The organism is Sphingopyxis sp. PAMC25046, from assembly GCF_004795895.1.
Lineage (GTDB): Bacteria > Pseudomonadota > Alphaproteobacteria > Sphingomonadales > Sphingomonadaceae > Sphingopyxis.
Genome location: NZ_CP039250.1, coordinates 1,080,759 through 1,093,643 on the forward strand (window position 1 = coordinate 1,080,759; position 12,885 = coordinate 1,093,643).

Annotated in this window: 13 protein-coding genes; 6 read left to right on the plus strand and 7 right to left on the minus strand. The window is 66.9% G+C overall.

From position 1 onward, the window contains the following. Nucleotides 1–12: 12 nt before the first annotated feature. From E5675_RS04985 to E5675_RS04995, 3 genes are read right to left on the minus strand one after another with little or no spacing between them, the layout of a single operon-like run. The gene (locus tag E5675_RS04985; protein ID WP_168707792.1) at nt 13–1,014 is read right to left on the minus strand and encodes a polysaccharide pyruvyl transferase family protein; all 1,002 of its coding nucleotides are present in this window, start codon (nt 1,012–1,014) and stop codon (nt 13–15) included. Next, nucleotides 1,011–2,492: a lipopolysaccharide biosynthesis protein gene (locus E5675_RS04990; RefSeq protein WP_136173608.1), complete on the minus strand. Its 1,482-nt coding sequence runs from the start codon at nt 2,490–2,492 to the stop codon at nt 1,011–1,013. Before E5675_RS04990 ends, E5675_RS04985 begins: the two co-directional genes overlap by 4 nt. Beyond that, nucleotides 2,482–3,243, minus strand: coding sequence for a glycosyltransferase family 25 protein (locus E5675_RS04995; RefSeq protein ID WP_247594789.1), 762 nt, complete (start codon nt 3,241–3,243; stop codon nt 2,482–2,484). The genes E5675_RS04990 and E5675_RS04995 overlap by 11 nt, the downstream gene beginning before the upstream one ends. Nucleotides 3,244–3,471: 228 nt before the next feature. Here E5675_RS04995 and E5675_RS05000 point away from each other — a divergent pair, with 228 nt between their 5' ends. Genes E5675_RS05000 through E5675_RS05015 form a run of 4 tightly spaced genes read left to right on the plus strand, consistent with a single transcriptional unit; the run spans nt 3,472 to nt 7,512 of the window. Continuing rightward, on the plus strand, nt 3,472–4,341 hold the full coding sequence (locus E5675_RS05000) for a glycosyltransferase family A protein (RefSeq protein ID WP_136173609.1): 870 nt from the start codon (nt 3,472–3,474) through the stop codon (nt 4,339–4,341). A gap of 38 nt (nt 4,342–4,379) precedes the next feature. Next, entirely contained in the window at nt 4,380–5,306 is a 927-nt protein-coding gene (locus E5675_RS05005; RefSeq protein WP_247594870.1) for a glycosyltransferase family A protein, read from the plus strand. Further along, nucleotides 5,303–6,217 (plus strand): endonuclease/exonuclease/phosphatase family protein, encoded by a 915-nt coding sequence (locus E5675_RS05010; protein ID WP_136173611.1) that lies wholly within the window; start codon nt 5,303–5,305, stop codon nt 6,215–6,217. Before E5675_RS05005 ends, E5675_RS05010 begins: the two co-directional genes overlap by 4 nt. Then, on the plus strand, nt 6,214–7,512 hold the full coding sequence (locus tag E5675_RS05015; protein ID WP_136173612.1) for an outer membrane beta-barrel protein: 1,299 nt from the start codon (nt 6,214–6,216) through the stop codon (nt 7,510–7,512). The genes E5675_RS05010 and E5675_RS05015 overlap by 4 nt, the downstream gene beginning before the upstream one ends. 6 nt (nt 7,513–7,518) lie before the next feature. On the opposite strand, the gene E5675_RS05020 is transcribed toward E5675_RS05015, so the two are convergent. The 3 genes from E5675_RS05020 to E5675_RS05030 are packed head-to-tail and all read right to left on the minus strand — an operon-like array spanning nt 7,519 to nt 9,985. Beyond that, the gene (locus E5675_RS05020; protein ID WP_247594790.1) at nt 7,519–8,244 is read right to left on the minus strand and encodes a serine acetyltransferase; all 726 of its coding nucleotides are present in this window, start codon (nt 8,242–8,244) and stop codon (nt 7,519–7,521) included. Next, a complete protein-coding gene (locus E5675_RS05025) occupies nt 8,244–8,807 on the minus strand; it encodes a polysaccharide biosynthesis/export family protein (protein WP_136173614.1) in 564 nt (187 codons plus the stop codon). The genes E5675_RS05020 and E5675_RS05025 overlap by 1 nt, the downstream gene beginning before the upstream one ends. Further along, on the minus strand, nt 8,804–9,985 hold the full coding sequence (locus tag E5675_RS05030; protein ID WP_168707793.1) for a glycosyltransferase: 1,182 nt from the start codon (nt 9,983–9,985) through the stop codon (nt 8,804–8,806). The genes E5675_RS05025 and E5675_RS05030 overlap by 4 nt, the downstream gene beginning before the upstream one ends. A 183-nt stretch (nt 9,986–10,168) precedes the next feature. Between E5675_RS05030 and E5675_RS05035 the strand changes: the two genes are divergently transcribed. Both E5675_RS05035 and E5675_RS05040 read left to right on the plus strand, forming a co-directional pair. Then, nucleotides 10,169–11,329, plus strand: a complete 1,161-nt coding sequence (locus tag E5675_RS05035; protein WP_136173616.1) for an acyltransferase — start codon at nt 10,169–10,171, stop codon at nt 11,327–11,329. Beyond that, entirely contained in the window at nt 11,326–11,655 is a 330-nt protein-coding gene (locus E5675_RS05040) for a hypothetical protein (protein WP_136173617.1), read from the plus strand. Before E5675_RS05035 ends, E5675_RS05040 begins: the two co-directional genes overlap by 4 nt. A 4-nt stretch (nt 11,656–11,659) precedes the next feature. On the opposite strand, the gene E5675_RS05045 is transcribed toward E5675_RS05040, so the two are convergent. Next, a complete protein-coding gene (locus E5675_RS05045) occupies nt 11,660–12,832 on the minus strand; it encodes a glycosyltransferase family 4 protein (RefSeq protein ID WP_168707794.1) in 1,173 nt (390 codons plus the stop codon). Nucleotides 12,833–12,885 lie beyond the last annotated feature (53 nt).

Here is a 12,885-nt window from a genome sequence, read left to right on the forward strand (position 1 = left end):
GGTTGAGGTGGCTTAGCCGTCGACGATCTGCGGCGCGGTGCCTGCAAGCGCGGTTTCAAACGCCTCCACACGGTCGGTCGCGCGCATCAGCCCGCCATAATCGCCAGTCCATTGATCGGCGAAGCCCGCGACCTTGCCATAGCTGTTGTCGAGCAGCACGTGCGGGATGTCGAGCAACAGCGAGAGGATATGCGCGTGGAGCCGGTCGGTGACGACCAGCTCGCCGGTGGACAGCATCGCCAGCCCGCGTTGCAGTCGCCATTCGGCCAGCCGCTGTTGCCGCGCGGCGCGCTGCGCCATCGGATCGCGGTTGAAAAGGCGGCCGAGCTTCAGCGACAGGCGCAATCGGCGCTTTTGGGCGGGATCCTCGCCGAGCCAGTCGTCGGCGACTACGCCGGCGGGGAGCGTGTCGGCGCCGCCGGGTGCCCGCTCATGATCGGTGCGGAGCAGCGCGAAGACCGGCACGGTCGCGGGACTGCGCTGCTGGCGGCCGAGCATCAGCGCGGCATCGGGACAGAGCCGGATAGCGCAGTCGAAATGCCGCTCGGCAAAGGCGAACGAGCGAGCGTCGCGGACGAGCAGCGTAAACTGGCCGTGATCGCGGATCGCTTGGGCCATCTCGGCCGCGGCGGCGGGGTCGGCATAGTGGATCGACTGCGGCATCTGCACGATGGGACGGCCGCGGTGCGTGCGAAGGAGGTGCAGGCGGAAGTCTTCATGCTTGGGCCACAACGTCCCCATGTTGCCGCCGCCGTGGATCAGAATCGGCCCGTCGCCGATCGCCGCCCCGCAGGCTTCGTCGTCGAAATCGGCGATCGCCGAATAATAGGCGGGCAGGCGGTTCCGCTTGCGCAGATAGGCCATCTCGCCGAGCCAGATCGCCGAATCGCCGACGTTCGAGTGATCGGGAAAGTCGACGAGCGCCAGCCGGCCCGCCGGCAGCACGCTATCGAGCACACGGGCAAAATGGTCGGCGAGTTCGCCGACGAGCAGGTCGGCGCTTTTCATGGTCATATCGGGCTCTTTCTGAGCTGTCTGGAGAGGGAGAGGAGGCGGCCGCGCCACGTTCCGGAAATGGCGAGCAGCGCGATGCCGTAAAAGAGCGCCCCGACCGCGGTTAGCAGCAGCAGAGCCTGCCATCCCGCCAGATACCCATCGAGCAGCCGCATCGCGATCGCGAGCGCGACGCCCATCAGCGAGGAGGCGACGAGAGGGGGCGCGACCGCGCGCAGGCTGTCGGTCGGCCGGATGCCCGAGGCGCGCCGCAGCAGCCAGATCTGCATCGGAAGGGTGAGATAGGCGCGCCCGACATAGGAAACCGCGACCGCGAAGAGGCCGAAGGGCAGCGCCGCGAGCGTCAGCGCGACGCCGAGCACGAGCTGCGTCGTCGAAAGCGAGATCAGGCTGCGCGATGCGCCGAGCACGCTGAGCGAGGGCGAAGCGAAGAAGTTGAGCGTGAAGGGCACCGCCATGAAGGCGAAAATCTGGGCGAGCTGACCCGCCTCGGCCCATTTGGCACCGAACACGGTCGGGATCGCGATCGGGGCGAGCGCGCCGAAACCGACCAGCGCCGGAAAGGACAGCGCCGAAGCGCGCGAAATCATCCAGCGATAGGCACGGCGCAGTTCGGCGGGATCGTCCTTGACGCGCGCGAGCGTTTGTACGGCGACCTGGGTGAAGGGCTGGATCGCGCCGCGGCCGATCAGCTCGACGGTCCGCCAGGCGGTGCGATAAATGCCGACGGCGGCAAGCCCGATCCCGGCGCCGATCGCCATTTCCTGCACGCGGACGGTGGCGAGAAAGGCGAGCTGGACATAGATCAGGCTGGCGTTGAGCATCAGATTGCCGCGCAATATCGCCCAGTCGAACCGCCAACCGGGTTTCCAGTCATAGGAGGCGCGCGACAGGATGAGCCCGACGATCTCGGTAACGAGGCGCTGGATCACGAGGCTCCACAGGCCGAGCCCCGCAAAGGCGGCGACCACGGCGGCAGTCCCGCCGATCAGGCCGCCGACGACCGAGCGTAGCGCGGTCGTGCGGTGCCCGAATTCGCGCAGGCGCAGCGCCATATGCGTCGCGCCGAACGAAGAGATCGGCAGCGTCAGGCTCATCACCGCGAGCGGCAGCGCGATGCCCGGCGCACCCATCCAATGGGCGATGGGCTGGGCGAGCGCCATGATCAGCAAGGCGGAGAGGAAGGAAAAGGCCTGCTGCGAGCGATAGATGGTGTCGAGGAAGGCCGGCGTGATCTCCTTTTTGCGCGCGATCGTCTGCACGAGGCCGGCGGTCGCGATGATGCGGAACGCCTCCGCCGTCACCGCCATCACCGCGAAGGCGCCGATATCCGCTTGCGCCAGCAGGCGCGCTAGGATGACGAAAACGACGAAGGAGAAGATCTGGTCGGACAGGAAACGCGTCACCGTCCAGCCGATCGAACTGCGGCTGCGTGCGCGTAACCCCGCGTCGAAGCGGGTGGGGAGGTCAGCGCTCAAGCAGGCGCCTCGCTTTCAGCATCCGCATGCGCGCGCGCTCGATCTGGCGCCAGACCCTTTGCCTTGGCGAATGATAGAGCGGGTCGTTCTTGGGAACGAAGCGCGAATTGCCGATGTCCGAGACGATCGCCGCCTCGAAAATCGGCGCCGGATAGAGCGCGAGATTGGGCAGACCGTGCGCCCACGACCGGTCCATCTCGTCGTCGATCGGGCGGCGGACGGTGCGGCAATGCTCGACGAGCCGCCGCGCGCCCGCGAGCGTGATTGCATAGCCCTGCGTGCCGTAAGCGAGCCCGACCAGCTCGACGACCGCGCGCGAATGCTGGAGGAAGTTGCGCTTGACGACGCGCTGCCAGGTGGGCCGCTTGGCATAGAGCCGGAGATAATCGATGCCCTCGGCATGGAGGTCGGTGCGCGCGAGCGGCTCGAGATAGGCCCAGTCGACAACCGTATCGTCCTCGAGGACGATCGCCTGGCGCACGCCGCGGTCGACCATGTCCTGCCAGATCGAGAAATGGCTCGCGTAGCAGCCGATCTCGCCCTTGCTCATCGCGCGGCCCTTGTTGCGGCGGATCGCGGCTTCGTCGACCGTCATCCCGGGGGCGGAAGCCGTGCACGCGTCGAAGAAGCGCCAGGCGAGCGACGTGTCCGCGGCGCGCGCGGCGAAGGCAGCCCGGCGGGCTTCGGCTGACTCGAGCGACACCACCAATATTTCGGCGGCTTCGCCCGATTCGGGCAGGAATTCACCCACGGATATACGTCTCCTATTCACCGCCGCCGCCAAGCCTGTGCGGTGCAGAACGGGCGACCGGCCCGACGCGATCCTTGGTAGCGGGCAATTATTTGCGAGCGAAGGCACCCCGGCTCCGGTCGTCCGGTCAACGGGGCGGCTCGTCTTCGCAGGTGCAGCATAAGGTTGACCTGAATGGGGCGACGACCCGATTGGGATGCCTGCGGGGGCACTGAAACAGGCGAATCCATGTTCGAAGTCGCAGTCGTCATACCCGTATGGAACGGCGAAGCCGTGCTCGGCCGCTGTCTCGACGCGCTCGCGCGTCAGACATTGCCGCGCGAGGCTTATCAGATCATCGTCGTCGACAATGGGTCGAGCGATACCACGTGCGAAATTGCGCGGAGCTACGCCGGCGTCGAGCTGCTCGAAGAGCCGCAGCCCGGCTCCTATGTCGCGCGCAACCGCGCGATCGCGCATGTGTGCGCGCCGATCACGGCTTTCACCGACGCCGATTGCGAGCCCGCGTCCGACTGGCTGGAACAGGTGGTGCGCGCCGCCGGGATGAACCCCGGGTTCGGGGTACTCGCGGGCAAGATCGAGCTTTTCGACGAAATCGCGCCCGAGCGCGAGGTGTTCGGCGATTATGAGCGGCTTTTCAGCTTTCCGCAGGAGCACGCGTCACGCGGCAATTGCGCGACCGCCAATTGGGCGAGCGAGACGGCGCTGCTGAAGGCGCTCGGCGGGTTCGACGCGGCTTTGAAATCGGGCGGCGACCGGCAGATGGCGCTGCGCATCCGGGGTGCCGGCCGGCCGCTCATTTACGTGCCGGCGATGGTCGTCCGCCATCCGGTGCGCGCGAGCCGCGCCGAGCTGGTGCGCAAGCGCCAGCGGCTGAGCGGCGGACGCTGGGACCGTACCACGGGGCGTCCGCGCCTCGTTCATGTGCTCGGCATAACCGCCGTCGATACGGTGCGGCGATTGCGCCGGGCGGCGATCACACGCGAGCTGTCGCTGCGGCGACGGCTGGCGGTGATGGGGCTGACATTGCAGCTCGCCGGGGTGGCGGTGGGCGAGTTCCTCAATCTGGCGGGGGGACGAAAGGCAGCACGCGACTGATGACAAACCTCCAATTAGCTCCGCGCTTTTCCGTGGTTATGCCGCTCTATAACAAGGCCGCGCATGTCCGCGCGGCGATCGAGAGCGCGCTCGCGCAGAGCTATTCGGCGCATGAGATACTCGTGATCGACAATGGCTCGACCGACGGTGGGCGCGAACTGGCAGCAGCGATCGACGACGCGCGGATCAAGCTGCTCGACCTCGCGGCGCCGGGGCCGGGCGGCTATGCCGGGCGCAATGTCGGCATCCGGGCCGCGAGCGGTGACTGGATCGCTTTTCTCGACGCCGATGACCTGTGGCAGTCCGATCATCTGGCCGTGCTGGCCGAATGCATAAGCGCCGATCTCGAGGTGCGCGCGGCGGCGACGCGGTTCGACCATGTCTTCGACGATCGGTCGCAACCGCAGCGGATCGCGGCGCAGCTCGATCGCACGCGGAGCTTAGACTTCGCGGACTTCCTTGAAGCATGGCTCGCGGTGCGCGAATGCCCGATGTGGACCGGTGCGATCGCGATACGGCGCGACACGCTGTTCGAGGCGGGGCTCTTTCCCGAAGGGCGCGCGGTGCGCGGGGGCGACAAGGATTTGTGGTTGCGCGTGCTTGCCAAGGGCTCGCTGTGTTACGACCCGCGTGTCACCGCGCGCTTTCACCGCGACAGCGACAACAAGGTGAGCAAATCGACCACGACGCTCGACCTGCCCTGTCTGGTCGACACGGCGCGGGCGATGCTCGCTGAGGCCCCGCCGCGCGAGGCCGCCTTGCTGCGGCGGCTCGTCAATCAGGAAATCGCGCATTACGCCCGCTACGCGATGAAATATCCGGGACGGACGGCGATCCGGCTCGGCGATGTCTATCTGCCCGAGGGGACGGGCACGGCGGCGCTGCTGCTCGCCGCGAAGCTCATCCCAGCGTCGCTTCGGCAGTCGGGCCATGCCCTGCGTAGCCGGCTGCGCGCGCGCGCGTGAAACCCGTCCGCGCCTTCGGCTCCCTGCTGACCGGCGGGGGGATCGTCGCTGCGTGGCTGGCGCTCGGCGGCGGGCGGTTGCCGGCGCTCGATCTGCTCGCCTCCTTCCTCCCTTTCTTTGGCGTGGCGGCCTTGCTGGGGCTGTTGTTTGCCGGGTGGCGACCGTGGCCCACGGTCGCGGGCGCATTGCTGGCGCTGGTCCCGCTCGCGATCGGGATTGTGCCCGAATGGCTGCGCGATATCCCCGCCGTAGCCGCGAGCGCCCCACAGGTTCATGTGCTGACGCACAATGTCTGGTCGGGCAACGCCGACCCCGCCGGCACCGCGCAGGCGATCATCGATGCGAAGCCCGATGTGGTGATGCTGCAGGAAGTGAACGGCAGCTTCCGACCGATGCTTGCAGCGCTGGGCCAGCATTTCCTTCATGCGACCGAATGCCCGAACGGCTGCGATCTCGCCATTTTTTCGCGCTGGCCGATCGCCGACGGCGATTATTTCCTGAAGGATCGAAACGGCCGCAAATTCGGCCCCGCCTTGCTCTGGGCGCGGATCGCGCCGCCGGGCGGAGACCCGTTCATGGTCGCGACGCTTCACTATCCTCGGCCGACCTCGCGCGACCAGGCGGTGCGCAGGCGCGACGTGGCGCGGGCATTGGCAAGGATCGATCGGGGCGCCTTGATCGTTGCAGGCGACATGAACCTGACCCCTTGGGCCGCGGCGATGCGTGAACAGGACCGCGCCCTTGCCCCACTTACTCGCATGACGCGCGCGCCCAGCTGGCCGCGCGCGCTTCCCGTGCTGCCGATCGATCATCTTTATGCCGGGCCCCATTGGGGGCTGGTGTCGGCGCGGCAATTGCCCGCGACCGGATCGGATCACAGGCCGATTCTCGTGACGTTGGCGCGCCGGTGAAGCGCGCCCTTTCCATCGTAATGCTCGGCAGCTGCGGCTTCGCCGCGCCCGCCCTCGCGCAGCAATCGGACGCGACCGACGGACTCGGTTCGGTGTCGAGCGAGAACAGCTTCGGGCGCGACCGCAATATCAGCGTGCTCGAACGCCGCCGGCCCGACTACACCGCGGAACCGATCCGCGTCGGCTCGCTCGAACTGATGCCGCGCATCGCGGTCGGGGCCGGCTATGATGATAATCTTTATGCACTGCCTGATGACGAGATCGGCGACGCCTATCTGCGCATCCGCCCGCGCATCTCGCTGGTGCGGCCGTCGCCCGACCTCAAGCTGTCGCTCGAAGGCGAACTCGACCTGCTGCATTACGCCGACCGGTCGAGCGAAAATGCCACCCAATATGCGGTGAGCGCGGGCGCGGCCTGGACGATCAGCAAGTCGGACACGTTCGACGTCACGCTGCGCAACGGTCGTTACAGCCAGGAACGCGTCTCGCCCGACAGCCCGACGCAGGCGTCGCGGCCGATCCGCTTCACGCTGAATGGCGGAACCGCGACCTATACGCATGTCTTCAACCGGCTGCGCGTGCGCGGCGTGATCGATATCGAGAACCGCAATTACAGCGACAGCGTGACGCCGGGCGGCGATCCGATCGATCAGGATTTCCGCGATCACACCAGCTATACCGGCACCGCGATCGGCGAATATGCGCTGAGCCCCAGCGTTGCGCTGTTCGTCGCGGGATCGCTCGGCAAGCGCGACTATCGCGAACGCAGCGGTCCGGTTCCGGCGCGCGATTCGACCGGTTTCGACCTGGCGGCCGGGGCGAGCTTCGAGCTGGGGCGCAAGGCGCGCGGGTCGCTTCGCCTCGGCTATCTTCATCAGGATTACAAGGCGGCCGAGTTCGAGGATGTCTCGGGCTTCCTCGTGCGCGGCGAACTCGCCTATTTCCTGACACCGCTGGTGACGCTCACCGGCACCGTGGACCGCGGCATCAAGGAAACCGGCGTCAACGGGGCGACGGGCTATCTCGCCACCAACATGACGCTGCGCGCCGATTACGAGCTGCTGCGCAACCTGATCATCAGCGCGGGCGGCGAGCTGGAAAAGCGCGATTTCAACAATATCGACCGGCGCGACGATCGCTGGACCTGGCGCGCCAACGCCTCCTATCTGGTGAGCAAGCGGCTGGCGCTGCGCGTCGACCTCCAGCGGCGCACCCAGTCGAGTTGGGGTTTCAACGCGGGCCGCGAATTCACCGACAATCGCGTTTCGGTCGGTGTGACCTTCTCGGGCCTGTAGGCGCGATCAGCCAGCCCGGGCCCGTGATCCATATAGCGCCCCCTCGCAGGCGGCGAGCAGTTCGGGCGGGGCGAGACGGTTGATATAGCCGTCCGATCCTTGATCGGAGAGCAGCTTTGCCGGGATGCCGCCGACCACGCCGCGCTCGGGCACGTCCTTTGTCACTACCGCATTGGCGCCGATCGCCGCCTCCGCGCCTACGGCGATGCCGCCGATGATCTTGGCGCCTGACCCCAGAAAGCTGCGATCGCCGATCACCGGCGCGCCGCGCCGACCGCCGCGGTTCATATAACCGAGCACGACGCCGTGGGTGATGTTGACATTACTGCCGAGCACCGCGTCGCCGTGGAAATAGAAGCCGCCGAAGCGGTTGAGGAACAGGCCGGGCCCGATCTCCATATATTCGGGGATCGCAAAGCCATATTTGTAACGCGCGCGCAGCAGCAGCCACTTGGCGAGCGGATAGAGACCAAAAGCCTTGGCGGGCTTGAGCTTGAGCCAGCCTGTCGTGCGCATCAGCACCGTGTATTTATACCCCGGGGTAAAGGCATAATGCCGCGCGAAGGCGCCGAAGTCGGTGCGGCCGGCATAGCGATAGAGGTCGGCGGCGAGCAGCGCCTTGAGCTTCGCGAAGCTCACCGGGCAGCCGCGCAGGTGCGGCTTGCCGGTATCTTCGGAAACGGGCTCCTCGAGCGCCGGAGCGGGGGCGAGCGATGCGCCGGCCATGTCCATCAGAAATAACGCTCGCCGAAACGGATCGTGTCGCCCGGAAGCACGGGGAAATCGGCGGTCATCTCATATTCGCGCTCGCCGGCTTCGCCCGCGCGCTTCAGGAAGACGCGCTTCTCGTTGGCGCGATAGGTGAAACCGTCGGCCTTGGCGACCGCGCCGCGGATGGTGAGGCCCTGCGTATAGGGATATTCGCCTGGCTTGTTGACTTCACCGAGCACATAGACGGGCCGGAAACTCGCGACCTGGACCGAGACTTTCGGCTCGAGCAGATAGCCGTCGCCGAGCTTCGCTTCGATCGCCTTCGATAGCTGGTCGGTCTGGAGCCCGGCGGCCTTGATCTCGCCGATCAGCGGAAAGGCGATCGTGCCGGCGGGCGAGACTTCGAAGTCGCCGGTCAGCGTCTCTTCGCCATAGGTCGCGATCTTGACCTTGTCGCCGGGCGAGAGACTGAACGCCTCGGCCGGCGGCGCCGCCGCGCCACTGCCTGCGAGCGGCGCCTGCCCGGCGCACGCACCGAGCATCGCGAGCGTGCTCGCCAAGGCGATCTGCTTAAGCCATTTCATGAAATCACTCCCGGACTTGATGCTGCAATGTCTTTGAACTCGGCCCCTGCGCGGGGTCGGGCGAGCGTCGCCTCGATCCGCGCCCAATAATTCGCCGCGGCCTGCCCGACGCCATAGGCAAGCGAGCGCGCGCGCGCGCGCTTGCCGCATTCGCTGCGCTGCGGCTCGGCGAGAACGCGGTGCAAGGCGGCGGCGAAGGCGGGCACATCATCGGTCGGCACCAACGCGCCGGCGTCGACATCGATCCCGCCAGTAATCGTATCGCGCGGCCGGTCGGCCAAAATCTCGGATGGGCCGGAGGCGCAATTGGTCGCGACGACGGGCACACCGCACGCCATTGCCTCGACCAGTCCGTTCGGGAAACCTTCGGCGTTCGAAGGCATCGCATAGACCTGCGCGCGCGCGACCACCGCGAAGGGGTTGGCGACGAAGCCGGGCATGTCGACCCGGTCGGCAATGCCAAGCGAGGCGGCGAGCGCTTCGAGCGCGCCGCGCTCGGGCCCTTCGCCGAGGATGACGAGACGCTCCGCCGGCGCGGCCCGCGCATAGGCGCGCAGCAGCAGCGGAAAATTCTTGTTCGGCATGAGCCGCCCGGCCGAGACGATATAAGGATCGGCAGGCACGAAGGCGGGCGGTTCGGCCGCCAGTTCGGCGATGCGCCGATGGTCGACCGGATTGGCGATCGCCGACATGCGGCCCCGCGCGACGCCGAAATTGGCGGCGAGATCGTCGACCACGCCTTCGGACACCGCGATGACATGCGCGGCGCGCGGATAGACCAAGCGGACCATCGCCTTGGCGGCGAAGGCGCTGCCCAGATGCGCGCTGGTGTTGATCCGCTCGCTGATCAGCCAGGGTCGGCGGCGCCCCGCCATCGCCCAAGCGTTGGCGATATTGGCGCGGGTGAGGAAGCTGAGCGTCGCGTCGGGCGCGAGCCGTCGCGTCAGCGCACGCAACTGCGTCAGGCTCGGCAGCAATTTGTGCTGCGCGTCGAGCTGGTGAACTGCAACCCATTCGGGAACCTCATAGGCGCGCGGCTCGTCATCGAGCAGGGCGAGATGGATGTCGTAGCGCGCGCGCCAAGGCTCCGACCCGCCGAGCAAGGTCGCGAGCACGCGTTCGGCGCCGCCCCCCGCGAGCGAGTTGATCGCGAACAAGATCCGCTTTCGGTGCAGCATGATTCCTCGTTGGAGTTGGCGCGGAATGCGCCTCGGAAGAACCCTTACCACGCCGATTTGTTGCAGTGCACACAGGCGCGCCCGCTTCATCGCCTGCGGGGGGCATTTGGCCGATTCGAGCGGGTTTCGCGCCGGGATAGGTCTATTGCCGGTGATACCGATGAACGTTTGCGGAGATATGTAATGGACATTCGGCGCGTCGAGTGTCTGGACGGCTTGCGCGGCGTCGCGGCGCTCTGGGTGTTGTTCGGACACATGATGATCCTCACCGGTTTCCGGCTGCCGCTGATGAGCAAGCCCGATCTTGGCGTCGATCTGTTCATCTTGCTCTCCGGCTTTCTGATGATGTTCCAGTACCGGCTGCGCGCGGGCAGCGAGGACTGGACCGCGCCCGGCACTTGGGCCGCCTTTTGGACGCGGCGCTTCTTCCGGCTGGCGCCGCTATTCTATGTGACGCTTGCCGCCGCGCTGATCGCCGGGCCCGCGATCTATGAGGGCCGCGTCGCGATCGACAGCTTCCTCGGCCAGTCGCTGCAGCTGCCCGAACGCTATCTCGACGGCAGTCTCATGAACATCGCGCTGCATCTGAGCTTCCTGTTCGGATTGCTTCCCGACTATGCCTTTCGCACCCCGCTGCCCGACTGGAGCCTCGGGCTCGAGATGCAATTCTATCTGCTCTTTCCTTTCCTCATACTGCTCGGACGGCGGTTTGGCTGGATAGCGTCGGCGCTCGTCGCGGCCGGTGGCGGAGTGACCATCGCGCTGATCGCCGGCGCGGCGGGCCTCGACTATCCGATGCCATCCTTCCTGCCATTGAAGCTCCAGCTTTTCCTCGCCGGCATGCTGCTCGCCGCCGGTGCGGGCGAAAGCCCTGCGCGGCTGTGGATTCGCCTCGGCGCGGCAATGCTGCTCGCCGCGATCCCGATCGGCGGCGATCAGGATCTGCTCCACATCGCGGTCCGCGAGCTGCTCGTCTTTGGCTTCTTCGCGCTCGTGCATCTGCGTTCGCTCGGCATCATTGACTGGATTTCGCGGCTGTTCGGCAGCCGGCCCTTCTATTGGCTGGGCGAGCTTTCCTACGGTACCTATCTAATCCACCTCCTGATCCTGCAGCCCGTCGCGGCGGCGGTGATCGGGCGGTTCGGCACCGGACTCGGCGCAGTCGAGCGTTTCATGCTGACCGGTGCGATCGTTGTGCCCGCGACCTATGCGCTTGCCTTTGTGACTTACAAGCTGGTCGAGCTGCCGGGGCAGCGGATCGGGAAAGCGGTCATCAAACGAGCCGTCGGACGCGGTACGCCGCGCGCGCATCAGACGGTTCCCGAAAGGATTGCCGCGCCGTGATGGCCGATCCGCCATGCTATTCCGATATCAATGGAGATTGTCCGATGGACCGCCGAGCCTTGCTGACGTCGATTGCCGGTGCCGCCGCCACAAGCGCCTGCACCCGTCGCGACGACGATAACACCGGAGCGGGCAGAGCCGGCCGCCCGACGCTGGCGATTGATTCCGAGGGGCCGGGGCGCTGGCGCATCCGCAGCTGGCAATGGCGCGCGAACGCGTGGCGGCCACTGATTGCCCGGGCGCGGCGGACTGGCGGCAAGATCGAAATCGACGGCGCGATCGACGCGGCTGACCGCGCCGAAGTGATCGCCCAGTTTCGCGCCTAGGGCCCTAACCTCTCGCCGGCCCCGGTGTGGTGGAGGGCCGCGGGACCGGCCGGCGCGGCGCAAGCGCGGCGCGATAGACTTCGAGCGTCTCTGCCGCCGCCCTGTCCCAGCTGAAACGGGCGCGGACAGCGTCGCGATCGACCTGGAAGTCGGCGCAATCGACGTTCAGCCGGGCGGTGAGTTCGCCGACGTCGCCGACCGGAAAATAGTTCCTTGGGTCGAGCCCGATGTCGAGGTTGGCGGGAATGTCGCTCAGCAACATCCGCGCGCCGCAGCTTGCCGCCTCTAGTGCCGCGATCGGCAGACCCTCGTGATAGGATGGCATCACGAACAGCGCGCAATGTTCGTATAGGCATTTGAGCGTCGCGCGCGACTGGACGCCCGCGAAGATCACGCGGTCGCTCGCGCGTTCGAGAAGCTCGCGGGCATATTCGCTTTCATGATCGGCCGAGCCGGCGATGACCAGCTTGGCGGTGCAGTCCGACCGCTCATAGGCGTCGATCAGGTCGTGCAGACCCTTTTCGGGAACAAGTCGTGCGACGGCGAGGAGGAAGTTGCCGTCGTCGATCCCCAGCCGCTCGAATATGAGCGCGGGATCGGCATCGCCGGGCAGGTCGGAGGTGCCGTTGGGGATATAAGAGACCGCCTGCGCGCGCTGCGGGAAACTCTGCTGCAATTGCGCGGCGAGCGAGGGGGAAACGGCGATGACCCGATCGGCGAATTTGAGCGCCAGCCACTCGCCGGCGCGCAGCGCGCCGCGCGCGAGCGGGCCCCATTTGGCGCGGTGATAATCGGTGCCGTGGTGCGTCACGACGACCTTCAGGCCGAGCAGCCGCGCGACCGGCGCCAGCAATCCGGGGCCTATCGCATGGATATGGACCAGCCCGGCGCCACGCTTGCGTGCCGACAGGACGGCGAGGAAGGTCGACACGATCGCTTCGAAATGCTGCGAGCGCGGGCAGGGGATGCCGACGATCTCGACCCCGCGATGCTCGCTCACGGGCTCGGGCAGATAGGGCGCGCGGCCGAGCACGACCGAGCGGTGGTCGGGCCACAGCGCCTTTATCCGCGGCAGCAGTTCTTCGCAGTGACTTTCGATCCCGCCCATGACATGCGGAAAGCCGCGTAGGCCCGTCACGCAGATGACGGGAGACCCCGCGCGTTTGCCGGAAGACATATTCGTCCGTTGCAGCATCATAAAACTCCAAAAGCGCCCGGCCGGATTTCCCG

Excerpts from the sequence above, each read along its gene's own strand:
- E5675_RS04985 (WP_168707792.1), bottom strand. The coding sequence starts at position 1,014 with ATGACCATGAAAAGCGCCGACCTGCTCGTCGGCGAACTCGCCGACCAT.
- E5675_RS05000 (WP_136173609.1), top strand. The coding sequence starts at position 3,472 with ATGTTCGAAGTCGCAGTCGTCATACCCGTATGGAACGGCGAAGCCGTG.
- E5675_RS05005 (WP_247594870.1), top strand. The coding sequence starts at position 4,380 with ATGCCGCTCTATAACAAGGCCGCGCATGTCCGCGCGGCGATCGAGAGC.
- E5675_RS05020 (WP_247594790.1), bottom strand. The coding sequence starts at position 8,244 with ATGGACATGGCCGGCGCATCGCTCGCCCCCGCTCCGGCGCTCGAGGAG.
- E5675_RS05025 (WP_136173614.1), bottom strand. The coding sequence starts at position 8,807 with ATGAAATGGCTTAAGCAGATCGCCTTGGCGAGCACGCTCGCGATGCTC.
- E5675_RS05030 (WP_168707793.1), bottom strand. The coding sequence starts at position 9,985 with ATGCTGCACCGAAAGCGGATCTTGTTCGCGATCAACTCGCTCGCGGGG.
- E5675_RS05035 (WP_136173616.1), top strand. The coding sequence starts at position 10,169 with ATGGACATTCGGCGCGTCGAGTGTCTGGACGGCTTGCGCGGCGTCGCG.
- E5675_RS05045 (WP_168707794.1), bottom strand. The coding sequence starts at position 12,832 with ATGTCTTCCGGCAAACGCGCGGGGTCTCCCGTCATCTGCGTGACGGGC.